This is a genomic window from Nostoc sp. CALU 546 (assembly GCF_048836525.1).
Genome location: NZ_JAWJTF010000017.1, coordinates 26311 through 50194, shown reverse-complemented (window position 1 = coordinate 50194; position 23884 = coordinate 26311). Strand labels below are relative to the sequence as shown.

The window sequence follows — 23884 nt, the reverse complement described above, 5'->3', positions numbered from 1 at the left end:
AAAGGGTAATTATGTCAACAAGCATAGAGTGGACTGACCAAACAGAAAATATCATCCGTGCTAAAGGAGGCGGTTGGTGGTGTCATAAGAAAAGCGAGGGTTGTGCAAATTGTTATGCAGAGAAATTAAATAAAAACTCTTTCTTTGGCGGAAACAAGCAACCCTACTCTGGACAACCACCAGAGCTAGTGTTAGATACAGAAGCTATTCGGAAATGGGGATTCCAAAGGAAATCTAAGAAGCATTTCGTTTCTTCAATGACTGATGTTTTTGGTGAGTGGGTTCCGCGTTTTTGGCAACATGAAATGCTGGACGGAATGTTCGTTGCTCCCAATCAAATATTTCAGATTCTCACCAAACGCCCAGAAATTATGCTGTCATCTATGGGTGAATGGCTTTCTTGTCATGGACTAGACAAATTACCTTTAAATATTTGGCCAGGAACTTCGATTGAGAATCGCCGCACTTTAGAAGAACGTAGTCAATTTCTTAGCAAAATTTCTGCTGATATTCGGTTCTGGTCAGTTGAACCATTGCTAGAAGATTTGGGCGATATCACTCACTATTTGAATGATGTTCAGTTAGTCATTATTGGTGGTGAGTCTGGCCCAAATTCCAGACCATGCCACATTGAATGGATTAATTCAATTGTCCAACAGTGTCAGGTAGCTAAAACACCTGTGTTTGTGAAGCAGTTGGGGGCGAATGCAATATTTGGGGGACAGCGATTTAAAACCCGCGACAAGAAGGGAGGAGATATTGAAGAGTTTCCACAAGAATTACAGGTTAGAGAATTTCCTTTTTCTGTACGTGAGTAAAAGCAAATCCCCCGCCTGTTAGAAACAGTGCGAGGGAAAAATAAACTGTAAATTTTAGCAGGGTGCAGATTAGAAATATGAGTTTACATCATGAGTTGCTACAAAGTTGCCGGAGGTGTTTATGAGCAAAGTTATAGCAGGTAAATCTCTCAGTACGCATTATACACCAGTATCCAATGCTTTAATCCGTAACTCCGAAATAGATGATGGCACATTCAGATTAATTTGCTGGATGACATCACACACTGAAGGCTGGGAGGTGAATTTCAACAGCATTAAAAACTCACTGGGTTATGGTCGAGACAAATTACGCAAGATTCTCAAAACTGCGGAAATCCAAAATTATTTAGTCAGAAGAAAAATTCGCACTGAAGCGGGGTTATTTGATTTTGAGTATCACATCTTCAAGGATACCAATTCGGCGATCGCTTTTCGAGAATCCTTGCCACCTGTTGAATTGACCAGTGACTTGTTTTTAGGGGGTGGCGCAACCAGGGGGGCCAAAACCGGAGGTGGTCGAACCAGAGGTGGCTCAACCAGAGGTGGCTCAACCAGAGGTGGTGAATCAGCCCCTCTATTAGAAGAACAATATAGAGAAAACCAAAAAGAAGAAAAACATACTCAAGTTGCTCCCCCCACCCAAGAATCGTGTGTGTGTGAAACTGAACAACTAAACCTTGAAAAACCAACTCCAGAAAAACCAAGCTTAGAAGAATCAACCCCAGAAGAATCAACCTCAGAAGAACCAACCCCACAACAACCCACTTCGTTGTTAAAAAATTCCGAGTCTTTGCAACAAACCGATAACACCTCTTGTAGGTCAACTATTGCGGCGGGGTCGTTTGGGAAATCCGAGCAATCGAATAAGCCGCAACTAACTTGTCCCTACAAGACAGCCCGGAACGTGAAAGAACTGATTGATGCTTGGCTAACAGACCCGACTGCTATGAGTGATGATTGCGTGCCCCTGCTTGTTAGAGACTCAATCAAGTGGAATCGCTGGGTTTTACCTTGGCGCAATGGAGAGCGAAAACTCAATAACCTCTACCAAAACTTCAATCCGATAGTCGTGGACTTCCTAGCACAAGAATTAGCCACTAAATCGAAACTCTCGGCACGACAGGAAATAGATCATGCGATCGCAGTAATCAACACCTGGGAGAAAACCAAAGGGGGATGGACGAACCTGATGCAGCGCTATAACCAAGCATTGCAAACAGAAAAACAGCCCCTACCTCAACAGCGCACTCCTTTGGCTCACAAAGTAAAAAATATCACTAGCACCACGCTCGAAGATGCCTTGGCACAAGACCGGATACGCCGTCAGCAAGAGCAATCCATTCGGGTTCCATCCAATGAGTATCAACACAGCCCACAAATGCTGGAGCTAAAAGCAAAACTTCAAGCCAAAGCAAATGAGCCAAAAGTTCCGAGCAACACCAGACCATCTTCCACGAATTTGCGAGAAGTTGAAGCGCAGTTAAAATTAGCACTTAGAGCCTAATTATGCACCCTAATCAAGACAACGTAGTTTCTTTCCATCCTGACAGGTCACTTGACAACTTGCCCCCACAAAATATCGAAGCTGAAGAAGCAATTTTGGGCGGGATTATGCTCGACCCAGAAGCAATAACCAGAGTCAGCGATCGCCTAAGCGTTGAAGCCTTTTACATCAGCGCTCACAAAGATATTTATCAAGCCGCAGTCCAACTTCATGCTACATACCAACCTACAGATTTACTAAGCGTCACCGCTTGGTTGGCTGACCACAATCTGCTCAATCGCATTGGTGGCAGGAATAAGTTAGCAACTTTGGTAGACCGCACTGTATCAGCCGTCAACATCGACGCTTTGGCTGATTTGGTAATGGAGAAATATCGACGGCGACAGCTAATCAAAGTGGGCAATGAAATTGTCCAACTCGGTTACGAGACGCAAACTGAACTACCACTTGTCCTTGGGGAAGCTGAGGCGAAAGTTTTCACTGTAACCCAAAATCAAAGCGATGAACGCTGCAAAGTTTTCTCAGCACAAGACATGGGCATTGAACTTTTTCAAAAGCTGGAGATGGGGAATATGGCAGGCGACAAAGTTGGTTGGTACGACTTGGAAAATATCACTGGGGGGATTTACCCCAGCAGCTTAGTTGTAGTAGCTGCTGAATCCCACATGGGGAAAACTCACTTCATGATTTCTTACGCTTACGAAATCATGACTAAACTTGGAAAGCCAGTTCTGTATGTAACTCCAGAAATGGATAAGAATCAACTCAATGCCCGAATGCTGGCCCGAATCACTGGCGTAGACGCTTCTATGATTCAAACCAATACGCAATGCTACTGGGAGCAAATAGCACAAGGTATAGGACAAATGGTGGAACTGCCTTGGAAGGTTTACGAGCATTCCTCCCCTACAACCCCAATGATTGCTTCTGCGGTGCGCCGTGCCATTGCCGAATTCGGTGGTTCTATTGGGGCTGTATTTATTGATTACTTGCAGCAGATTCCTCTGGAGTCTGGGGGAAACATGGCTTTTGAAGTCGGCAAGATTACCCGCCAGATTCGGGATATTGCCAAGTCTCACAAAATCCCTGTTTTCTTGGGCTGTCAAATCAATCGAGGGAATCAAACAACGGCTGATAAACGCCCCAATCGTCATCTGTTACGTAATTCTGGCGAAATCTTTGAGGTTTGTGACCAGTTAATCATGCTCTATCGGGATGCTGTCTACACAAAAGACCCAAGCGATCGCACTATCGAGTTAATTGTTGAGAAAAACCGCCTTTACGGTAAGCTCGGCACTGCGACCATGTTGTGCGATTTATCCACATCGAAATTTTTGAACTTGGCCAGGTAATTTACAGCCACATCCAGCGATCGCAGCATTAGACGCACATATTCAATTACTGGAGTTTTAAAACCTGTGAAAGCGCTATCTGTCCGTCAGCCTTGGGCATGGGCAATTATTTATGCTCTCAAAAATATTGAAAACCGTGGCTGGCCCATTCATTATCGCGGCGACATTCTGATTCACGCCGCAAAAACCTGTACCAAAAAAGAATACTTTGAGGCGAAAGAATTTTGTCAAAGCATGGGAGTAGTAATCCCAGAGTTAATCTCTCTACGTCGCGGCCAAGTTATTGGCATTGTCACAATAGTAGATTGCAAGTTCTCACAAGTTGCATCTGGCTGGGGGATGGCTGGGCAATACCATTGGCATCTGGAGAATCCGCGCGAGATTACACCGATTCCTTACATTGGCCGGTTGGGAATTTTTGAAGTACCTGATGAATTGGTGAGGAGTGCGATCGCCTCATGAAATCAGTCGTTTCTCTTTTCTCCGGTATCGGCGGACTCTGCCACCACGGAATATCAGCCGCAGGTCTATCCCACAAATTCCGAGTCCAGCAATTTGTCGAAATCTCCCCTTATTCTCAATCACAATTGCGCCATGAACAACCAGGAATTCCAATCCACGCAGATATTACTAACTACCACTGCTACCGACGACAATTCGACATTTTGTGTGGGGGATTCCCCTGTAGCGGCACCAGTAACGCTGGAGATAAAAAAGGACTTAACGACCCCAGGTCTGGACTGTGGCGCGAAATGTTCCGCATCATCAACCAGTGTAGACCAGCAATCGCTCTCATCGAAAACCCAACAGGGCTACTCTCTAGAGGAATGGCAACAGTCCTCGAAGACCTTTCCAAAATCCGGTATGTATGTGAGTGGGAAACTATATCCGCGTACTGCCTCGGCTTGCCACATGAAAGAGAAAGAGTCTTTATCATTGCCTACGCCGATGGCTTATTCCACCGTCAACAGCCAACCTCCTGGGCAGACCAAATTGGAAATCAGATTACGCAAGTACGGTTCTCTCATGAAGACCGAAGCTTTGAACCCGGTATTCGTGAGGTGGCTTCTGGGATTCCCGTTGGAGTAGCCAAGGGAATCAAGGGGAATTACGATGCCCGTCGTGCTTATGGCTTGAGTTGCTCTCCCCGGCAAGCTGCGATCGCTTGGAAACGGATTGATTATTTGTGCAGTCTTCTCGCTCATAATGAGGCATAAGCATGATTAACCTTGTCACAACCTAGAAGAATAGTTGCTATCTTTCGCCTTCTTCAAATGCGATCGCCCATCGCACGAGCGATCAGCTACGATTTAGAGAGGCAGTGGGTATGGCAATATACCCATAAGCACTTGGGTACTTGAGTACTGATGCAACCAGCGCTCCTTATTGTTCAAAGTCGTCAAACATTAATTTCCCTATCAGCACGAGTGTATAATCTATCAAAATTAGAGTTAGATTATACTAAGTCAGTCTGAATCTTCACTCTCTTCAATTTGGGGTTTTGTAGTCTTACTGGAATTCAGCTGCAACAAACAAGTTATGGATGTAGGAATAATGCCAGTAGCTAAAGGTATATAACTAGAGTCCATAACGGCTAAACCAAGCGGTAGCAATGTAATAGCTACCAAATAAATATTCAAAAAAACTTTATTCATGACGATAATCTAATCCGATACCGCATGGATTACAAATTGAAGGAGGCAGGTATGCTGGAGGAGCTTTGCTCAGTAGGGGATTCGCTCCCTACTGAGAAAGGAGCCATGCTCGACTGCCGTAAGAAAGGGGAAGTTGAGGCAACAATCGGGGTCTTAAACCCAAGACCCGTCGTCTATCGCTTTACTGAAACAGATAGCGCCACGGAGAGCGAGTCCACATACTCCTACAGAGATTTAGCTAGCAAGATCGTCTCTTAGAGAGCGTCGAGCAGTTTCCCTCTCTCTTGAACTATTCACTGACTCCTACCTGACTCGATAATGTCGATAGACAATTAATGAGAAGACTCATAAATGATGGCAACTGCAAATAAGCAGAAGATAAACACTGCGATGCGTCCAAGCCACTCCCATAGGCTTGGAGATAATAGCATTTGAACAATTGTGTCAACTCCAAAAACTTGAGAGATGACATACGCGATCACGAAACCAAACAGACTCAGCAGAAAAAATTTCAGCACCTTACAAGCTGAGTTGAATAAGAATTTACCGTCGTCAGTTAGATGATGTTTCATGGTTTTTCCCTTTTTGAAGAGTGAAATTTGGGGATAAATACACCTTCGCTTACAACAAACTATTGACAAATGCAACAGTCCTATATGTTGTATCCCATATTCCGCACTTCAAATTGAAGTATAAAAAGATTACGAGGAAGAGAAAAGCCAAAAATTAGGATAGTTAAGAACTAGAGTACAGAATGAATCTAACGCATGAAGATAAATGAGCAAATATAAAAAATTTGACCCATAAAATAGGTTATGCAAGGACGCTGATTTTGAAGAGCAATGATTGTTCCTCCAGATGTTGATAAATTTTGATTCAATCTGAAAACAGTGTTTAGCTTAAGAAAGTAGATAATACTTTTGACAAGATGATGGTAAACAATTCAAAATATAATGGCGTTCTGAGGTTAAATTAATCACTTGATTAATCCCATTTAAAGTCAAAAAGTGAATTCCTTGGAAACATTGAAAGACCCATCTTAAGGTAGGGGAAATTGTTAATTTTCCTAGTTGATTTTTGATGCCGACTTTGAGTCTTTTTAAGCTATTTCTCAGTTCCCTTTGACCAAGATTATAAACTAACAGACACAAAGACATTAAAAATAACATCGTCTCAATGCGCTCAGGGTTTTCTACAAAAAAACTATCTGCAAAAAATAAAGGGTCTTTCAGAAATCTAAATCCTCTTTCACAAGACTGTTGATTTTTATAAGTTGTAATAATTTCTGAGGGTGTTAACTTTTCGTCATCAACTAAATTCGTCGCTAAAATAAATCTTCCGGCTGATTTTCTGAGGATTTCTATCTCTTCTAGTTTTTCATAAATCTCTGCTGAGATTTTATAAACAGTTTTCTTCTGTTTTGACTGACTTTCAAAAATATGGAGTTCTTTAATTTCAAAGAGTTTCAGCTTTTTATTGATGACTTTTAGTTTATATCTGGCTGTCTGCGGAGTTTCAAAATCTTCTCTTTTTAATTCTTGTAGTAGTTTTTCAACGTTAACTTTTTCTTTCTTGAGCCTTTGCTCTAGCTTCTCTAAATCACTGGACTTTCTTTTTTGGCTTTCTACTATCAGCCAAGTTTGTTTAATCCCACCATAATTTACTATTTCTTCTTTCCACTGGTATTCATCTAAAGTTTGGGCTACCCCTTTCTCTCTTGATTGTGTGTTTCTCTCTTCTATCTCTACCAATTGCACTAAGTCTCGTGCTTTTTTTATGGTCATTGGCACTCTACTTATCCATTTTAAATGTGCAATTAAATTGAGATTTTCCTGACTATATAATGCACTATCACAGACCATAATACTATCGAAATCTATTTGCTTTTTAAACTCTACTAAGATTTTGCCAAATACAGCTTTGTCCGCTTCATTTCCATCTCCAACTCTCATTAATAATGGGATGTCTCCATCACTACTAGTTATTAAATCTAAAACACATTGTTTCAAATCTGGTCTGTGGTCACGAGAATATCCTTTAGTGATAATTATTGGTCTTTCCCTGGTTATTTCCGATTCTTTTTCCTGATGCTCTTCACTGTTATATTCTCCATGCAGATGAAATGATGTTGCATCCAAATGTGAGTATTTTGTAGCTAGATTAAATTTTTTAATTACTGATAATACAATTTCCATAAACAGATTATTCAATCCACTTTTATATAACTTATCCATAACTCTGCCAATTTTATCGTCATTGATGTAATCAGCTTTTACATCTTCTCCCAATAATATTTCGATAGCTTTATCATCAAAAAACTGACTAAATAAATATAAAGGTCTTGAGACAAATCCTAATCCATTGATTAAAATTGCTTTCACCAGTGTTCCTGCTGTTATCTTTTCACGAGGGTCTATTCCTAATTGGGAATTAATTATTTCAACTATTCCTATTTCATCAATTAACCCAGCTACTATTCCTAAATGGTCAATATTTTTAATTTGAGCATTTTCGATTGGAGACATTTTTTACCCTCAAATGTTTTTGAGTTTATATGAATTGTCTCACTTGGATTGAACCAATGTCTATTTAGTTTTAGACAAAGCTTGAAATCAATTTCTTCTCAGCAATGTAAGCCTCACCGTCTTCGTCACACAGGTTTATTTCTGCGAGTTTATTAAAGATTTACATGTCTTATTATTTACTTGTATTCGGAAATCATTACTTAGGCTTTTATACTACATTTTGAAGTGCGGAATGTGGGTTGTATGTAACTTCCAACAAAAAAGCTAGTTCATGTGGGTTTCCACTTGAACCAGCATGTGATTAGTATCTAATCCTCAAGGCTAGTTGGATATTAACGAGTAGATGTTTAATTGTTAGTAAGTGTCAGCTGTACCAGCTGCTCTAAATGAAGTGTGTAAAAACTAGGAGGACAGAATTTATTTTTCCTTCACCACTAAAAAACTATTAGCGAGTCTTTATTCGCTGCCCTCTATAAAATATTTCGACTTTGCCAATAAATGATCTAGAGTCGGGGAATTCCACTCTAACAATCCCAAAACCACTGATTATTGCCACAACAATAACCCTGGAACGAAAAAAATCAATCGCGCTATTAGGAGGTTGCTGCGACAACAAAGTGGTCATCCCCAAGGGTGATGGGGTAAGACCGTACTCCTTAGCTACATCAATTAGCTCCTCATAAGGACAGGTGATTGAATGTCTATTCGGAAAAGTAATTCTTTGGTTATCTTTCCCAACTCTTTTGAGAGAAGCATAATATGGACTTTCTGTCCCAATAAACCTGGGCAGACTGTCTAGGCACTCTCTTAGTGAAAATCCCGTAAAGTCATGATGAGTCATAGGTCTACTCCTGCTAGAGCGACTATGACTCGCTCTTTTGGCTTATAAGTACATTAACTTACTATGATTTATTTTGCAAGTATGTTTACTTATTTTTAGCTATTGTATATTTATTTTTATTTAAAGCTTTTGCATAAAACTGCTATGTTGTTTTATTAAGGCTATAATTGCTAGAATGTATGTACCTAACTGTAACAGCAATGGCAAAACCCTCTTTGAAAGCATCTCCAAAAGGACTCCAGCAAGCACATGAGGCTTTTACCAAGCGAGAATTCACGCAAGAGTCTCTAGCTGCTCAACTGGGTTGCAATCGTTCTGTTATCAGTAAGTTTTTTAACGGCGAGAACGTTTGGGAAAAGTACTTTACCGCCATTTGTGAAGCGTTAGAAATTGATTACCAAGAGATTGTGTATGGATATTTGGCACCTTCAGCTCAAGATTTAGTTGGAAAGGTGCGTACTCAGATAAAAGAACTAACCCAAGAGTTGTGCGGAACGATGCGTATATTAGATATGACGCAACCGATTGAGTTGAGTCAAATCTATACCGATGTGAATATTTTGGAGAAGCTAATAGCACTCCGACGTAAAACAATTGATGAATTACTTAAAGAATGTGGATATGAGGATTTTGACAGATTTGGGTTAGGTAAAGTTGTAGAAAAGCGGGTTCTTGGCGTAAAAGCAGTTGAAAAATATAAGAAATTAATTGTACTAGGAAAGCCAGGAGCTGGTAAAACTACCTTCTTAAGATATCTAGCAGTTCAGTGCAATCAAGGTAGTTTTCAACCTCACCTTGTACCTATTTTTATCCCTTTAAAATATTTTGCGGAAGATCCAACTCAACCTAGTTTATTAGAATATATTAGGCAGCAGTACTCTGGGTGTGATGTAACGGAAGAAGAGCTTGTCGAATTATTTAAACAGGGTTCTGCTCTGATTTTACTGGACGGATTAGATGAAGTTAGCGCCGAATATCAAGAGCATACTTTAAAAGAAGTTAGAAGTTTTTCTCGGATATATTTTGACAATCATTTTGTTATTGCTTGTCGAATTGCGGCATGGGAGTATACCTTTGATAAATTCACAGAAGTAGAGATAGCTGATTTTGATAATAAACAAATTAATGAATTTGCCAACAATTGGTTCAAAAATAAATCAGTCAAATCAGAGAAGTTTATTAAGTACTTAAATAAGAATAATCGTATCTATCAATTAGCCGTCACTCCTCTGTTGCTAACTCTTCTATGCTTAGTATTTGAAGAATCTGCTAGTCTACCAAATAGTCGTTCGGAAAGTTATCATGAAGGATTAGATGTTTTACTAAAAAAATGGGATGCCAAACGTGGAATTCATCGAGATCAAATTTATCAAAAATTATCACTTCCACGCAAAAAAGATTTACTCCGTCAAATTGCTTACAGTACTTTTGAAAAGGAGAAGTATTTTTTTACCCCATTAGAAGTCAAGCTCATTCTGAAAAAATATATCGAGAAAATATCAAATCTTGATAGCGAGTCCAATATTTCACAGGGTGATATTGAAGAGCTTTTGAAAGCTATGGAAGCTCAACATGGGATTATAATTGAGCGAGCTAAAGGTATTTATTCATTTTCTCACCTCACTTTTCATGAGTATTTTGTTGCTAAAAGAATTGTTAGCTTAATCCCACAAACATCAGATGAAGAATTACATCAGGATGAGGATTTTAAAAATAATGATAAATTCCCAGATTCGGAAGCTGATAACAAATTAATAAGTAATCAGAAATTACAAAAAGATCAAGAAGAATTACAAAAGCTAGTTAAACATCTAAAAGACCGTAAATGGAGGGAGATTTTCCTTTTAGTAGCAGAGATATTATTAGATGCTAGTAACCTTTTTAGATTGATGAAGGAGAAAGCCGATCGAATCTTAGAAGGGAGAGATAATCTACAGAAATATCTGAAGCTTGTAAATAAAAAATCTCAATCGCTACTTCAACTATTTCAGATAAAAGATAATCTAGAAGCAAAGAAATTTTCTGCTGCTATTCGTGCATTTTATTTTGACATTGATTATGACATCGACCCAGATAGACAGCTTTGCTTTTTGTTGGAACCACGAACAAAGTACTTAACTTGTGGTAATTGTTTTACTCGTATACTTAAAGATATTAATAGCTTGGAAGAAGGTATTATTCATGCTAAAAAATATGACGACATGACTGATGAAGCAAGTATAAAAGTAATTAATGCAGCTTCTGCTGATGAAATTATGAAAATTGCTGTTAATTATGGTATAAAATCTAAAAAAATACGCCAAGATAATCGAGAAGAACTAGAGAGGATAATGAGTGATTTTTTTGAAGTAAATAATACTATGCAAGAAAATGAAGAGAGATTAAAGCACGGTGCAGATAAAGTCAGAGAAGTCGCAAGTAAAAAACTATTAGGTGATCAATTGTTAGGAGTTAGTTTTAAAGATTTTAACGAAGAAGATCAACAAAGCCTTAAAGATTATTATTATGTAAATAAGCTGCTAATAGACTGTTTACTTCAAACAGATTGCCTTGTTACTTTTCAAGTGCGTGAAGAAATTTTGGAAACATTATTTTTACCAAAAGTTCTATGAAATTTGTCTATTCTTTGATTGACAAATTAGGTTCTACATATTTCTTTGATTTCCAAAAACTCTTCCTTCATTGATATTAACCTTAAGAAAATTCTCTAACTTAAATGCTATTAAATTCATCAACTGACCGAGTAATTAACTTAAAACCTTCTTCTATAACTCCTCAATCTACAGAAAAGGCACGTACATTATCAGAAAAAATTGTCTATCTTCTTTCTAATACTCACCAGATGCTTCCAGAAGCTGAGACAATCCTTAACACCTTATATCAAGATTTGCCAATAATTTTGCATTCAGCATTTACTGATGAAGAATCTGTAGCACTTTTGGAAGTTCATAAAAGTCTTTATAATATCTATGAAGTAAGTCTTAGCCACCCCCTATCACCAATTTGTATACACGAACATAGCCCTTGGCTATTAACAATTCGTAATCAAATTGAAAATGCATGGCTTAATTATGAACTGCCACGTATTCAAAAACAATTACCATCTCCGTCTGAAGCAAAACACCCAAAATTACTTCGTGATTGGTTTGTTCAACAGGCACACACAGAATCGGATCTCGATAAATGCTTGTTAAACTTTTTAAAAAACCAAGCATCTATTGAGCAATTCAATATATTTATACTCTCAGATGCGACTTTAAACTATCGTTTTTGCGATGCCTTAGCTTTAGCACAACTCCACTTTTCAGAGACAGTGAAAGCTGAAATCGTTCATAATATGTGGGATGAATGTGGTCATGGAGTAGCAGAGAAGTCACACGGTAGGCAGTTCACGCAGATGCTTGCTTCCCTTGGTTTAGAGCAACCAACACTCCCCATTTGGCAAGACTGGCGGCCCTACGCAGGTCACAACCTGTACTTTTGCTTCGGTTTGAACCGGAGACACTATTTTAAGGGAATTGGAAGTTTAGGAATGCCCGAAATTTTCGACCCAAATCGTAATCGTTCAGTTGTTGCTGGTTTAGAACGCCTATATTCGGATGCACGGGTAAAATGCGAATATTTTTACGACCATATAGAAGTAGATGAGAAACATGGTTTAGGCTGGCTGAACAATGCGATCGTCCCAATCGTTGAAGTAGAACCAGAAGCAGGATTGGAACTGGCTATAGGAGGTGCGCTTCGCATGGAAGTCATGAGGCGCTACAACCAGTATCTGGCAGTCAGGTTAGGGGTATGAGAATCATTTGAACTATTAGCAGGTTAAGCTCAAAAGTCTTATTGTGTAAGGATTTTTTCACCTATTTGCCGACCATTGGTCGGCAAATATTTTTCGATATGCGAACCGACCATCATAGCTATTGTTAAATCCATATCTACAGCAGGCAATTCGGCTCCAATGCCATGAAACTTCTCAATTGGTAGCTGTTCTACAAAGGCGATCGCTTCCTCCGGTAAAATCACCGTTAGTCCATTGGGTTTATTCTGCCCTGATGCCATTTTTGCAAGAAACTTGTTAATCGACACGCCTGCGGTTGCTGTCAACTGGGGGGAGCAATGCGGTTTTGTCAGATCCGGTAAAAAACAAGCGATCGCTAAATCATTCTTTCAGTGATAAAAATAAATTTATACTCTTCAACCCGTATTAACCCTTAAAAAAGAAAGATGAGTTTGAGTTACAACTTGCAAGACTCTCTTTTTTGACACAAAAAAAGCTAGTATTCCCTTTGAGCAATAATTTCAAGACAGGGATTATCTACCTTAATGGAAAAAAGTATATGTGCAACTCTAGATTTAAGCAAATCATTATCAAATTTTTCTTTAGAGGTGTCAAAATGTTTAGAATTGACGAATATCACGGAGTGGAATGGAAAAATTCTTGAAGAAAGGGAAGAAAAAATTAGAGAAATTGCACTTATTTTAGCTGGTCAATGTATTGCTATTTTGTTGTATAACCTTTCACAATCTCAGTCAGCCAATCAAACAGCTATGGATAAAACAAGAGGTTGGTGGAATGGCAGTATGCAAAAACACGGTTATAGAACGCGGCAAATATTAACAGTTGGAAACGTTCTAGTTACTTTAAAGTTGCCATACATGGTAAAAATAAAGTCAATAAGCAAGACTACAAATAAAATCGCTATTCAAGGATTTTGTCCCCTATTAAAGTGGTTGGGAATGTCATCTAGCTTAACCCCATTAGTATGGTCAACAGTTGCCCAATATGGTGCAATCACTAGCTCATTTGAAGCCGCCTGTACAACTTTAACGGGTTGGGGAATTAACCTTAGTTTAAAACGAATTGAACGTTTAACATATAAATTTGGTCAAATTGGGATCAACTTACGTCAATCTAAAATCTTAAATCGGCAAATAGGGAATTTAGCTGAAGGTAATATTCTTAAAGGTCAAAGAGTTGTCATTGCCGTAGATGGTGGTCGCAGTAGAATCCGAATTAATAAAAAGGGGAGAAAAAACTCCAAAACCAAGCGAAACGGGTTTATTGGCAAATGGGTTGAGCCAAAGTTATTCACAATTTATGTTGTTGATGAGCAAGGTAAAAAAATAAATAGTTCTGAAATTCCTATTACTAATAATGGCACTTATGAAGGATATAAAGCACTTTTAGAGATTTTAGAAGCGGATTTAGTTGACTTGGGAATTAGTCAAGCAAAACAAGTATTATTAATCGGGGATGGAGCGGAATGGATCTGGATACATATCCCCCCACTTTTGACAAGATTAGGATGCCCAGTCGAAACTTATCAATTATTCGATTTTTATCATGTTACGGAAAATATAAAAGTATTTGCAGACGCGGCTTTTAATGAAGAAGTACAGTCTAAAGAATGGTTTGTAAAAGTTAGAAAGAGTTTAAAAAAGGGTAAAGCTAAATCCTTAATTAGCCAGATGGATGAATTGATTGCTGTAGCTACTGGAGAGCGGTGTAAGATTATGGTAACTAAACGAAATTATATTTTAGATGCTTATCGTAAAGGACGTTTAAATTACGATAAAGCAATACATAAAAAATTACCTATTGGTAGTGGTGCAATTGAGAGTTTAATCCGCCAAGTTGTCAATTTAAGAATCAAGGGTAACAGTAAATTTTGGTTGAAAGAAAATGCAGAAATTATGTTACATCTGCGTTGTCAATGGATAGCTAAAAGTTGGGATAATTTTTGTGCTTCCATCTTTAATTCCTTTATCAAACCAGAAACTGCTTGATAAATTTTATACTTTAGCTCTACTTTCAACTTGTTACTTGGTTTAATTAACACTAAGTATAAAAGGCTAATTGTAGATATTTTTGTTAATAATCGTCAAATACCTTGCTAGTAATCTTTTTGAGATATCCCATCAAGATAAATTCACGTGGCTATCAGCGTATATTTAGTAAATAAAATTACTTATTACTTAGATTTGATTTTTGCGACCGCTTGTTTTTTACTGGATCTGACAAAACCGCATTGCTCCCTCAACTGGGTTTCCTGGAGAATCGCAGTTTTGATATGTCTTGCGATAGTAGAAGCGTAGGGGATGTTTTGCTTGTTCTCAGTAACTTCCAAATATGCTTCATCTAGCGCAACTCCTTCCACTAAATCACTGTAGCGTTTGAATATGGCGTGGATTGAAGTGGAAATCTCTCGGTAAACGTCGAATCTCGGTCTGACAAAGATAAGTGCGGGACATTTAGCGATCGCTGTTACTGACGGCATCGCGGAGCGAATCCCAAACTTACGAGCTTCATAACTGGCTGCTGCAACCACACCTCGCTGATTCGGGCTGCCACCGACGACTAACGGTTTGCCTCGGTAGCTAGGGTTGTCCCTCTGTTCTACCGATGCGTAGAAGGCATCCATATCAACGTGAACTATTTTCCTGGTTCTAGCGACAGATTCTTGTCCCAAGGGTAGCTCCACTAAAAACAGTCTCGCTTTTTACGCACTATGCCACGAGCAAATTAAATCCTAAACTACAAATCTTATAGTACACTAGCACTATTTTCGTGATCTTAGTCTCCCACCATTTAGTAGAACCCTTTGGTGGCAATTCTTTATCCCCCATTAATGCAAAAATAATTGATAACTTTTTAACAGTACTGTCTGTTTGCCCCATCTCCTCAATATCCACAATATGAATATCGACCGATTGCAAGAACTTAAGCAGAAACTGACGAATGACGCAGACTTGTCTGATATCTGGCTATTTTACATGGATCATTTTGCGGATCTACCGGAATTCACTGACCTGGGTGAGCCTGCCTATAATGAATATCTAGATGCCGTCCTCCAAAAAACTTGTCACCAGATGTTTGACAGGGCAATAAAGATTAGTGACTGTTTGCTCATCTACATCGCTCCGTATCATTTATTTCATGGAGCTTTTCAAGTTGAAGGACGTATTGGGGGTGTGATTTATTTCGAGGATCTTAAAATTGGGTTGATTGCAGTGTCGGCAGATTATCCCCCTACCGATGCGGTTAAGTATTCACGTTTTACTGAGATGATTCAACTGTCGGCTCCTAATGGCAATGACCGCAATTGAGAGAAACACAACTTATAGATGTTTCAAGAAGTGCGATTACATTTCTTGAGACGGCAGCCGCAGTTTTCACTTTATGGTTGTTAGAACGAGGTTTTGTTGGGTTGCAACAAGACAAGACAATTTTTCAAGGGCAGTGATTCTCACGAAAATACTCTACTGAGTTTTTCGTCTCAGTAGAGTATATAAAGTTACATTTATTACCTTTTCGCTAAATTTTATTTTATACAATATTAAGTATTAATACCTCTGTATAAATACTTGAAATATTGATTGTAGCGATCGCCAACTTTTCTTTTCCATTAATTCGCCTCCACATAGTTAGTGGAGCGACAAATAAAAAATCACTGTACAATTTCAAGCAATTTACCTTCACTAAAAGCGATTGTCTCTTGCTACTAATGCTGACCTTGGATCGCATATACGCACTCATTACCGTTCATCCCGCAACCACTCCAACCCCATCCGCAACGCTGCCTCCGCCGTGTAATAAATCTTTTTTTCCCCGAATATCCCACCCGTGCGGCTGATGATACGGAATTCCCAGCAATGCCCTGGCGTGTAAAAAACCATTAGGACACTGCCGTTGACACAGAGTACCGTATCAACTTTGACTTGGGACATTGACTGCTGTTGTAGGTGTGATGATGTATTTAAATAAAAGAACTCAGGAGTCAGGAGTCAGAATTCAGAATGATTCCTGAACGAAAAATCAATGAGTAAAAAGGTTCAAATTCCCACTGTCTATACGGTGTCTACAATTGCTTAGGGTTTGAATCTCCAACCGATTGTGATTCTGAATTCTGTCTTCTGACTTCTGACTTCTTCTTCAATTGTCTGCAATTTCTCACTCAATCAACCCCAAATGCCGATGGAATGCTTCAACAGCGTTCGCCACACCATCTTCACCCCTGATTTTCTCACCTAACTCCTGGGCTTTACACCGCATGACCTCATCACCCAGTACTACTTCAATTGCTGCTGCTAAAGTTTTATCTGACACTTTCTTGTACGGTATCGGTTGTGGGCTGACTCCCAACCGAGTTAGCTTTTCGCCCCAAACTGGCTGATCTGCAAAAAAAGGTACGGTAATTGATGGTGTCCCCGCACGTAACACTGCCGCCGTTGTACTTGCTCCTCCGTGATGTACTACTGCTGGCACTTGAGGAAATAACCAATCATGCGGAACTTCCTTGATCACAAACACTCGTAGCGAATCTTTTATATTCACTGTTCTTCCAATGTTACCCCAGCCTGACAATATAATCCCGCCTTGATGGGTTTTCTTTAAAGCTTCCACTATATAGTGTGTGAGATATTCTGGATTGGGCATTGTCATGCTCCCAAATCCAAAACACAAAGGTAATTGCTTTCGTCCAAGAAAATCCTCTAGTTCCAGAGGTGGCTCATATTCGGAGGCTTGGTCAATAAACCAAAAACCAGTCACATACGCCCATGCAGGCCAGTCACGGGGTCTTGGGATGATGTGCGAACTAAATCCATACAATACAGGGATTCGTGATACATTTGCCGGAGTCTTCCGTCTGAAGCGTCTGCCCAAATATGGTAGAGGCGGCAATTTCAAAGTTTCTGTTCTAAAGTGATTGAGCAGGTGACGATATCTTTGCCAGTGCAAAAACTCTACTAGTAAGTAGCTGCCATAGTTGATTAATTTCTTTAGCGGGTTTTTAGTTATTTGAGCAAACCTCAAAAACCCAAACATCGCTGTAGGACTCAACGGCAGAACTGATGCAAAAAAGCAAGGTACGCCTAATTTCTCTGCAATGTGATATCCAAAGGTAGCTAACGGCGTGTAGATAATTACCTCACTTCCAACACACGCACTCCAAGCTGATTCCAACTGTTGAAGTAAAAGCTTATCTCCTTCTTCTTTTTTCAACTTTTCTCCCGCAATTAATCGCTGCCCTTGTTTCGATTGCAAAAACTCTTGCATATTGCCAGCGATCGTTGCAAATTCTAAATCGAACTTCCTCACAAATGGTTCAAAGTTCTCATGGGTTGCAATCGTTACTTCATGCCCCGCACGTTTCAAGCCAATAGCCAAAGCGCAGTATGGTTGCAAGTCTCCTCTTGAACCTACTGTTAGGATCGTAATCTTCAGTTTTCGGCTTGGTGCTATAGGTAGACTTTGGCTCAAATGCTTTTTCAAAAATGAAAACTCCAGTATTCAAAAATTGTACTAATTTACTGGCTCAAGATTGGCTTTAAGCAACGCTAATTGCTACTTATTAGGGAGCGCTGATTTGTAAAGAAAATCTCAAGAGAACACTTGCCTCTGTTACTTCTGGTCATTCGACTTTGCTCCTCGTGCTATTAACATCTGAGCAATTTGTGCCCGATCTGAAGCACTTGCACTCGTGTGGGTCTTATTTGCCTCCAGCGCTTGATTGCCCACCTCTGTTACCAGCGCTTTTCCATCATCAGGGGTCGCTTCAAACATTAGTTTGATGGCATCTAAGCTTCCCCAAAAGGCAGCATTTACCAGTGCCCTTCCATCAGGTTTAGCCCCTGCTTGAAGCAGTAGCTTAACTTTTGGCTTTCCTCCAGCCCATCCAGCCCAGTAAAGCGCAGAACGCCCTTGTGGATCGCGCACATTTACATCTGTCCCCACATAAATCAATGCCCTTACTTGATTAACCGATCCACCCCGAATTAATATCTGTTCACGAGTACTCCTCACATCGCCGCGTTTAGCTGCATCAGTGACGTATCGTTGTGTTCCCTGAGTATCGATATCACCAAATAGAACAGTTCCAATGAAGAGTAGGAATGGGATAAGGATTGCAAAGATAGTTGCCCATTTATTAGAAAATCGATGCCAAAGTAATAAACTGCTCAATGCAACGAGAATGCAGCTTAGAATTATAAACCCTGGACTAACCACAAAGGATATAGCAATCCTAGCCAACCAGTCAGGCAGAACAGCCAACCAAGGAAGCAGCACTGGTATGCGAGTCAATAGTAAAAAGCAAAACGCTGAAAAAATCCAAATTAGACCAACTAGAATTCTCAAAGCAGAACGCAGTCCGCGTGATATTTGAAACATGGCTAACTTCCCGATAAAAACCTATACACAAGAGTACTTTTTGGACTTTGGATAAAAAAGAATTGTTCGCGCATCTACCTCTTGCCGGAGGCAATATAAAAATAAAAGCGCTTTCAAGCGTTGAAATTACGGAATCAATCTTGGTATGACTGTAGCAAAAGTAAATTGACATCCAGTACCCAATCATGCACCAGGACTTCTTTGGTCAAAATCTTCGTGGGCGCTCCTTCAAAGGACAAAACCTTGAGGGGGCAAATTTTAGTTACGCTGATATTCGGAGTGCTAATTTTAGTGGGGCTAATTTGAGGAACGCAAACTTTAGCCATGCTACTGCTGGGCTGCAAAGGCGTTGGGCTATTTTTTTAGTTTGTATTTCTTGCGTGCTATCTGGAATTTCAGGATTTTTTTTAGCCTCTACTGAAGTATTGACAGCTTTGGTATTTGAAAGTTCAAGTCTAGAAAATCAGATTGCAGGCTGGACTGCCTTAATAGTAGTGATTGTTTTATTTATAGTAATCCTTCGCCAAGGATTAAACTCAGCCTTCACCGTCGCCTTCACCGTCGCCTTCACCGTCGCCTTCACCGTCGTCGTCGCCTTCATCGTCGCCTTCGTCGCCTTCGCTTTCGCCTTCGACGGAGCTTTCGCCGTCGTCTTCGCTGTCGCCTTCGCTGTCGCCTTCACCGTCGCCTTCGCTGTCGCCTTCGCCGTCGTCTTCGCTGTCGCCGGAGCCGGAGCCGCAGCCTTCACTTTCGCCGTTGCCTTCGGCGGGGCCGTCGCCGGAGCCGGAGCCGCAGCCTTCATCTTCGGCTTAGGTGCCGCCTTCAGCGGCTTCACCGAAGCCGAACCCGACGCATTCCCCGTCACCTTCGCCTTCGCCTTCGCCTTCGCCGTGGCCGGGATTTTATTTAGTGCTTACATTAGTCGCAGAGCAATAGAAGGAGGTGAAAAATACTCTTGGATTCGGAACATTGCTATTGCTTTTGCAGCTATTGGTGGTACAAGCTTTCACAGTGCTGATTTAACTGATGTTAATTTCACAGCCGCCACACTAAAAAGTACAGATTTTAGAAAAACCATTCTAATTCGTACCTGTTTCAACAAAACTAAAAAACTCGACTTTGTTCGCCCTGGAACAAGTTACCTTCAAAAAGCACAAGTGGTAAGCGTGTTAGAGACAGGTGTTGGACAGAACATTAATTTTGACCGTGAAAACCTAAGCGGAATTAACTTTAAAGGAGCTAACTTGATAGATGTCAGTTTTATTGGTGCAGACCTCAGTCAAGCGAATTTACAAGATGCAGATTTATCCAGAGCAAAGCTAGTACAAGCACAGCTTAACGGAACCGACTTGACTGGCGCTACTCTTACTGGAGCATACATTCAAGATTGGGGCATTACCACCGATACTAAATTTGATGGGGTGAGATGTGAATACGTTTATATGCGGCTCCCCACTGCATACAACCCTGATCCACTTCGCAAACCTGATAACAATAAAGAAATCTTTGCTCCGGGGGAGTTCGCTGATTTCATTAAACCAAACGATTAAATAAGGTCTTTTTGTTGGTTTAGCCGCCCGTGGCAAGGCTTCTACAGCGAGAACTCTCAACCATCTATTATCTGCTTATTAGGAGTCAAAACCGCAAAATAATCTTGAGTTACAGTCATGATCGAGAAGCGATGCCTGCGGCGAGCTACGCTTACGCTTAATACTTGCATCTGCCCAACACATTATGCTGGGGCATCTGCACGAAAACAGATTTGTACACAATTAATAAATTCCTCGACAAGAGACTCGTATTTTCCATAGTTTTGGTGTACCTTGTTAATTCCGTGCAATTATTAATACTCATCTTCTCCCAACTTTACCCAGACAAATTTTAAGTCAATGCCTTCGAGGAAACAGCCAATGAATACTTCTAATGAGATACATACAAAGAAAATTATCAAAAAATCCGACAAGCTTACCCTGAGACAGATGAAGCTAATCGAGGAGGCTGAAGACCAACTTCTTGAAGCTAATACTGTCAATTCTCCAGCCCCTGTGGTTGAGGTTGAGGAGAAACCAGTAGCGATTTCAGAGCCTAGAGTTCCTGACTATATTCCATTTCTTGACAATCCTCCAGTACAATCTGTGGGTAATTCCGGCTGGCAGGTTTCTGATGTCTGGCGGGATATTCGGGTGGATGATTTTTGTAATTAAAGCAGACAATTTGTATTCCCAGACGGTTCTGCGTCGAGGTGGTTGCAGTTATCCACGATCCGAATCTTAGAGATTGAGGGACAGGCACCTGATCAGGGAGAAAAGTTTTTCCGAATGCATTCTTCAGATGCCTGCCCCTCTGTCTCTTCGCTAAACCAATATTATGGCAACTGCCTGAGCAACTTTTGTAAACTATCTTTGCACCAAGTCAAAGTTATAGTTGCATTGTGCCTATAATAAGTTGCGGCTAACTATAACTGAAAGTTAGCACCCTGTAAATGGTTATCGCTTGGATTACGCATCAAAGGCGATACCAAAGACAAGCAAAATTTATCAGCAGCGTAATAGTTTGTATTCCGTTGCCACCATGCACCCAGAGCGATCGCATGTTGGTGAAAGTGTTGTATATCAAGGGAAGTAGTGTTAATCGGAGTTTATGTCGGATAAAAGATAAGGGTATGTTATTTTGTGTTCTCCAGCATTCCTGTATACTGAACTTTTAAATTCAGAACTACCGAGTGCGATCGCGCAAGATTATTGTGAATAACCCTGAACTAAATAACTTACCTCCAATCAAACTCATTCCCCTAAACGCTGAAACTGCATCGCTCCTTGGGCGCACCACTAGTACAAGACCACCCACTGATATCCGGTGGGTAAAGGTGCTAGAGTTTCTACGCAGCAACAATCTCGCACCCAACAGCCGCAAGCTTTACGAACGCGAACTCAAAAGGTTTTTGGCTTGGAGTGAGCTACATTATCATGAACTGCGTCCACGTCACCTTGCGCTATATAAAGAATATCTCCGTGATGAAATACGGACTGATGTTGGTAAACCACTTTCAAAAAGCAGTATTAATGCAGGAATTGCGGCTCTCAAAAGCTTTTTCAAATGGATGTGTTACACGTATCCTGAAATTATTGCTACTAATCCCACACTGGGGATAAAACTGGAAAAAGTGCCACTGCCACCAGCCCAGAGTTTAACCCCTGAAGAAATGGAACAGGTTTGGTCAGCATTGGAGTTATTGGGAGAAACAAAGCAACGGGATACAGCACTGGTTCACATTCTCAGTCATGGACTCCGGGCAGGGGAAGTTGTACAGCTAAATGTTGGGTCATTTGATGGCAAGCTGCTATTTTTACCAGACACCAAAACCAATGAACCACGCTTGGTTCCACTGCGAAAAGAGAGCCGGGAAGTTTTAGCAGAGTATTTGAGATCGCGCGAACAGCAAGGGGAGGTGTTAAACAGCCTTAGTCCACTGATGATTTCACACCATGCTTCATACAAAGGTGAACGCTTGAGTTATCACGGCATTTACTTCGCTGTGGAAAAAATCGGTGAAATAGCTCACATTGAGGATTTACATCCTCACTCCTTTCGTCACACCTACGCTACTGATTTATTACTATTGGGAGTTGACCCCAGCCATGCGCGTAAGCTGACTGGACATCAAAGCGAGAAAGCGTTTCGGCGCTATACCCTTCGCAGTGAGCAAGAAGCAGCGATCGCTGCTTACTATCGTGCAATCGGCGAAGAAGCGGAGTAAGGTATGCCGAAGCCGTTAGACCCCAAGTGTCAGTTATGCGCCAAGTTACCAACAACCCAAGCAAAACTACTGCATGGGCCACAAGGGGACGGGTGTTGGAATCCAAAAGTCTGCCACAATCGCCGTTCGTTTTACCGCCACCGCGACAAGAATAATTCAGCAGAAATTGATGCAATCGCAGTCGAACCACCAGCAACGTATTTTGCAGTGCTGTATCTATATAAAGAACCGGGGGATAAACCATTGCACGCTATGTCGGCAGAACTCTGGCTTGGGCAAAAACCTGTTTGTCGCCTGGAACCAATTCACTGCTTTGGGCTAACGGCTGGCAAGATCCGCGCCTATACAGATCAGGTGTTGCAGGCTTTTGCCAAACAATACAGTGTTTCACTATATCAGTATAAGGATATGTTTGAGATTAGCTCAAGCTACTGCCCAGTGCGGCCTTGCCCTCTACATCCACAATCTTAGATATGACCACATATCGTCAATTAACCATTTGGGATGTACTTGATGAGTTGTCCGAGTCTCCACCAACTTCTTCCCTTGATGCTATGTGGGATTGTTTGGATGCCGAGCTAGAAAAATTACCCTTGGAGGCACAGTTATTAACCGCAGCGCTTGCCTTCAGTCAAATTGCGGATATTCTCAAGTCGCGTGCCGAAGTGCTGTTGCAAGATACCCGCGATCGCAATAGTCTTTTGGGGCCAGTTGTTAGCACCGATCTCTTTGCTGGTCTAGTGCGGACAACAATGCACCTAGATTTAGATGATTTGATTGAACCGCAAACACCACAAACCTTTAGACCACATGGCCCACACCAATTTTCACATTCTACTGAATCGGGCGATTCTGTAGCAGCACCTGTTGAGAAAGCGAATGTTTTGGCAATGCTTGATGAGGTGACAACTTTAGAAGATGTCCGCAATTTGGCATCAGATGAGGATGTGGAAAAATGGCAAAGTGCAATCGCTAACCATCTGATAAATGTCAAAGATGAGATTTCTTTAGTTAAACTGCAACGTGTGTTGGAAATGCCGATGGTAGAAGTATGGTTGGGATTATTGCTGGGTGGGTTTACGTTAGAACAGCGTGGTGATTTTTATCACAACCATAATGTCTGGGTGAAAAGCTCTCCTTCCTACTATCAATAAAAATACATTCGCCATATAGGGTAGCCACCGAGATAGGATACGTGTAAAATGGGACATGTTGTAAAGTTATGCTAAATACTGATAGCAACCTATACCTTAATCAATCC

Annotated in this window: 25 protein-coding genes; 16 read left to right on the top strand and 9 right to left on the bottom strand. The window is 40.6% G+C overall.

From position 1 onward, the window contains the following. The first annotated feature begins 11 nt into the window (after positions 1–11). From RRG12_RS11255 to RRG12_RS11230, 6 genes are all read left to right on the top strand, one after another. Positions 12–818: a DUF5131 family protein gene (locus RRG12_RS11255; protein WP_420759329.1), complete on the top strand. Its 807-nt coding sequence runs from the start codon at positions 12–14 to the stop codon at positions 816–818. A gap of 121 nt (positions 819–939) precedes the next feature. Further along, complete coding sequence (locus tag RRG12_RS11250) at positions 940–2322, top strand: hypothetical protein (protein WP_420759328.1); 1383 nt, start codon at positions 940–942, stop codon at positions 2320–2322. Between the two features lie 2 nt (positions 2323–2324). Then, a complete protein-coding gene (locus RRG12_RS11245) occupies positions 2325–3674 on the top strand; it encodes a replicative DNA helicase (RefSeq protein WP_420759327.1) in 1350 nt (449 codons plus the stop codon). A gap of 66 nt (positions 3675–3740) precedes the next feature. After that, positions 3741–4136, top strand: coding sequence for an ASCH domain-containing protein (locus RRG12_RS11240; RefSeq protein WP_420759326.1), 396 nt, complete (start codon positions 3741–3743; stop codon positions 4134–4136). After that, positions 4133–4891: a DNA cytosine methyltransferase gene (locus RRG12_RS11235; protein WP_420759325.1), complete on the top strand. Its 759-nt coding sequence runs from the start codon at positions 4133–4135 to the stop codon at positions 4889–4891. The genes RRG12_RS11240 and RRG12_RS11235 overlap by 4 nt, the downstream gene beginning before the upstream one ends. Positions 4892–4903: 12 nt before the next feature. Further along, positions 4904–5035 (top strand): hypothetical protein, encoded by a 132-nt coding sequence (locus RRG12_RS11230; protein WP_256874832.1) that lies wholly within the window; start codon positions 4904–4906, stop codon positions 5033–5035. Between the two features lie 105 nt (positions 5036–5140). On the opposite strand, the gene RRG12_RS11225 is transcribed toward RRG12_RS11230, so the two are convergent. The 4 genes from RRG12_RS11225 to RRG12_RS11210 form a co-directional block, all read right to left on the bottom strand. Next, on the bottom strand, positions 5141–5329 hold the full coding sequence (locus RRG12_RS11225; RefSeq protein WP_322698096.1) for a hypothetical protein: 189 nt from the start codon (positions 5327–5329) through the stop codon (positions 5141–5143). A gap of 332 nt (positions 5330–5661) precedes the next feature. Next, the gene (locus RRG12_RS11220; RefSeq protein WP_179070075.1) at positions 5662–5901 is read right to left on the bottom strand and encodes a hypothetical protein; all 240 of its coding nucleotides are present in this window, start codon (positions 5899–5901) and stop codon (positions 5662–5664) included. A 327-nt stretch (positions 5902–6228) separates the two neighbouring features. Next, complete coding sequence (locus tag RRG12_RS11215) at positions 6229–7854, bottom strand: IS1634 family transposase (RefSeq protein ID WP_420759324.1); 1626 nt, start codon at positions 7852–7854, stop codon at positions 6229–6231. A 445-nt stretch (positions 7855–8299) separates the two neighbouring features. Further along, positions 8300–8695 carry a hypothetical protein gene (locus tag RRG12_RS11210; RefSeq protein ID WP_179070074.1) on the bottom strand — a complete coding sequence of 132 codons (396 nt, stop codon included), beginning with the start codon at positions 8693–8695 and terminating at the stop codon, positions 8300–8302. Between the two features lie 200 nt (positions 8696–8895). On the opposite strand from RRG12_RS11210, the gene RRG12_RS11205 reads away from it, so the two are divergent. Next, entirely contained in the window at positions 8896–11307 is a 2412-nt protein-coding gene (locus tag RRG12_RS11205) for an NACHT domain-containing protein (RefSeq protein WP_420759323.1), read from the top strand. 104 nt (positions 11308–11411) lie between these two features. Beyond that, a complete protein-coding gene (locus RRG12_RS11200) occupies positions 11412–12494 on the top strand; it encodes an iron-containing redox enzyme family protein (RefSeq protein ID WP_420759322.1) in 1083 nt (360 codons plus the stop codon). A 38-nt stretch (positions 12495–12532) separates the two neighbouring features. Here the strand turns inward: RRG12_RS11200 and RRG12_RS11195 are convergent, their stop codons facing one another. Continuing rightward, positions 12533–12754 carry a hypothetical protein gene (locus tag RRG12_RS11195; protein ID WP_420759321.1) on the bottom strand — a complete coding sequence of 74 codons (222 nt, stop codon included), beginning with the start codon at positions 12752–12754 and terminating at the stop codon, positions 12533–12535. Positions 12755–13018: 264 nt separating this feature from the next. Here RRG12_RS11195 and RRG12_RS11190 point away from each other — a divergent pair, with 264 nt between their 5' ends. Further along, complete coding sequence (locus RRG12_RS11190) at positions 13019–14482, top strand: ISLre2 family transposase (protein ID WP_420759320.1); 1464 nt, start codon at positions 13019–13021, stop codon at positions 14480–14482. A gap of 185 nt (positions 14483–14667) precedes the next feature. On the opposite strand, the gene RRG12_RS11185 is transcribed toward RRG12_RS11190, so the two are convergent. Then, positions 14668–15165, bottom strand: coding sequence for a hypothetical protein (locus RRG12_RS11185; RefSeq protein ID WP_420759319.1), 498 nt, complete (start codon positions 15163–15165; stop codon positions 14668–14670). A gap of 226 nt (positions 15166–15391) precedes the next feature. On the opposite strand from RRG12_RS11185, the gene RRG12_RS11180 reads away from it, so the two are divergent. Continuing rightward, positions 15392–15802: a hypothetical protein gene (locus RRG12_RS11180; RefSeq protein ID WP_420759318.1), complete on the top strand. Its 411-nt coding sequence runs from the start codon at positions 15392–15394 to the stop codon at positions 15800–15802. Then, the gene (locus RRG12_RS11175) at positions 15799–15939 is read left to right on the top strand and encodes a hypothetical protein (RefSeq protein WP_420759391.1); all 141 of its coding nucleotides are present in this window, start codon (positions 15799–15801) and stop codon (positions 15937–15939) included. Before RRG12_RS11180 ends, RRG12_RS11175 begins: the two co-directional genes overlap by 4 nt. Positions 15940–16231: 292 nt before the next feature. On the opposite strand, the gene RRG12_RS11170 is transcribed toward RRG12_RS11175, so the two are convergent. From RRG12_RS11170 to RRG12_RS11160, 3 genes are all read right to left on the bottom strand, one after another. Beyond that, complete coding sequence (locus RRG12_RS11170) at positions 16232–16423, bottom strand: hypothetical protein (RefSeq protein ID WP_420759317.1); 192 nt, start codon at positions 16421–16423, stop codon at positions 16232–16234. Between the two features lie 223 nt (positions 16424–16646). Beyond that, entirely contained in the window at positions 16647–17969 is a 1323-nt protein-coding gene (locus tag RRG12_RS11165) for a glycosyltransferase (RefSeq protein ID WP_420759316.1), read from the bottom strand. A gap of 129 nt (positions 17970–18098) precedes the next feature. Then, positions 18099–18866: an ankyrin repeat domain-containing protein gene (locus RRG12_RS11160; protein WP_420759315.1), complete on the bottom strand. Its 768-nt coding sequence runs from the start codon at positions 18864–18866 to the stop codon at positions 18099–18101. Positions 18867–19051: 185 nt separating this feature from the next. On the opposite strand from RRG12_RS11160, the gene RRG12_RS11155 reads away from it, so the two are divergent. The 5 genes from RRG12_RS11155 to RRG12_RS11135 all read left to right on the top strand — a co-directional run bounded on the left by RRG12_RS11155 (position 19052) and on the right by RRG12_RS11135 (position 23777). After that, entirely contained in the window at positions 19052–20416 is a 1365-nt protein-coding gene (locus tag RRG12_RS11155; protein ID WP_420759314.1) for a pentapeptide repeat-containing protein, read from the top strand. Between the two features lie 360 nt (positions 20417–20776). Next, positions 20777–21070 carry a hypothetical protein gene (locus RRG12_RS11150; RefSeq protein ID WP_420759313.1) on the top strand — a complete coding sequence of 98 codons (294 nt, stop codon included), beginning with the start codon at positions 20777–20779 and terminating at the stop codon, positions 21068–21070. A 536-nt stretch (positions 21071–21606) separates the two neighbouring features. Further along, positions 21607–22623 carry a tyrosine-type recombinase/integrase gene (locus RRG12_RS11145; protein ID WP_420759390.1) on the top strand — a complete coding sequence of 339 codons (1017 nt, stop codon included), beginning with the start codon at positions 21607–21609 and terminating at the stop codon, positions 22621–22623. Positions 22624–22626: 3 nt separating this feature from the next. Continuing rightward, positions 22627–23094, top strand: a complete 468-nt coding sequence (locus RRG12_RS11140) for a hypothetical protein (RefSeq protein WP_420759312.1) — start codon at positions 22627–22629, stop codon at positions 23092–23094. A 2-nt stretch (positions 23095–23096) separates the two neighbouring features. Continuing rightward, positions 23097–23777, top strand: a complete 681-nt coding sequence (locus tag RRG12_RS11135) for a hypothetical protein (protein ID WP_420759311.1) — start codon at positions 23097–23099, stop codon at positions 23775–23777. Positions 23778–23884: the final 107 nt, after the last annotated feature.

Excerpts from the sequence above, each read along its gene's own strand:
- RRG12_RS11255 (WP_420759329.1), top strand. The coding sequence starts at position 12 with ATGTCAACAAGCATAGAGTGGACTGACCAAACAGAAAATATCATCCGT.
- RRG12_RS11250 (WP_420759328.1), top strand. The coding sequence starts at position 940 with ATGAGCAAAGTTATAGCAGGTAAATCTCTCAGTACGCATTATACACCA.
- RRG12_RS11245 (WP_420759327.1), top strand. The coding sequence starts at position 2,325 with ATGCACCCTAATCAAGACAACGTAGTTTCTTTCCATCCTGACAGGTCA.
- RRG12_RS11235 (WP_420759325.1), top strand. The coding sequence starts at position 4,133 with ATGAAATCAGTCGTTTCTCTTTTCTCCGGTATCGGCGGACTCTGCCAC.
- RRG12_RS11225 (WP_322698096.1), bottom strand. The coding sequence starts at position 5,329 with ATGAATAAAGTTTTTTTGAATATTTATTTGGTAGCTATTACATTGCTA.
- RRG12_RS11220 (WP_179070075.1), bottom strand. The coding sequence starts at position 5,901 with ATGAAACATCATCTAACTGACGACGGTAAATTCTTATTCAACTCAGCT.
- RRG12_RS11215 (WP_420759324.1), bottom strand. The coding sequence starts at position 7,854 with ATGTCTCCAATCGAAAATGCTCAAATTAAAAATATTGACCATTTAGGA.
- RRG12_RS11210 (WP_179070074.1), bottom strand. The coding sequence starts at position 8,695 with ATGACTCATCATGACTTTACGGGATTTTCACTAAGAGAGTGCCTAGAC.
- RRG12_RS11205 (WP_420759323.1), top strand. The coding sequence starts at position 8,896 with ATGGCAAAACCCTCTTTGAAAGCATCTCCAAAAGGACTCCAGCAAGCA.
- RRG12_RS11200 (WP_420759322.1), top strand. The coding sequence starts at position 11,412 with ATGCTATTAAATTCATCAACTGACCGAGTAATTAACTTAAAACCTTCT.
- RRG12_RS11195 (WP_420759321.1), bottom strand. The coding sequence starts at position 12,754 with ATGGCATCAGGGCAGAATAAACCCAATGGACTAACGGTGATTTTACCG.
- RRG12_RS11190 (WP_420759320.1), top strand. The coding sequence starts at position 13,019 with ATGGAAAAAAGTATATGTGCAACTCTAGATTTAAGCAAATCATTATCA.
- RRG12_RS11180 (WP_420759318.1), top strand. The coding sequence starts at position 15,392 with ATGAATATCGACCGATTGCAAGAACTTAAGCAGAAACTGACGAATGAC.
- RRG12_RS11170 (WP_420759317.1), bottom strand. The coding sequence starts at position 16,423 with ATGTCCCAAGTCAAAGTTGATACGGTACTCTGTGTCAACGGCAGTGTC.
- RRG12_RS11160 (WP_420759315.1), bottom strand. The coding sequence starts at position 18,866 with ATGTTTCAAATATCACGCGGACTGCGTTCTGCTTTGAGAATTCTAGTT.
- RRG12_RS11155 (WP_420759314.1), top strand. The coding sequence starts at position 19,052 with ATGCACCAGGACTTCTTTGGTCAAAATCTTCGTGGGCGCTCCTTCAAA.
- RRG12_RS11150 (WP_420759313.1), top strand. The coding sequence starts at position 20,777 with ATGAATACTTCTAATGAGATACATACAAAGAAAATTATCAAAAAATCC.
- RRG12_RS11140 (WP_420759312.1), top strand. The coding sequence starts at position 22,627 with ATGCCGAAGCCGTTAGACCCCAAGTGTCAGTTATGCGCCAAGTTACCA.
- RRG12_RS11135 (WP_420759311.1), top strand. The coding sequence starts at position 23,097 with ATGACCACATATCGTCAATTAACCATTTGGGATGTACTTGATGAGTTG.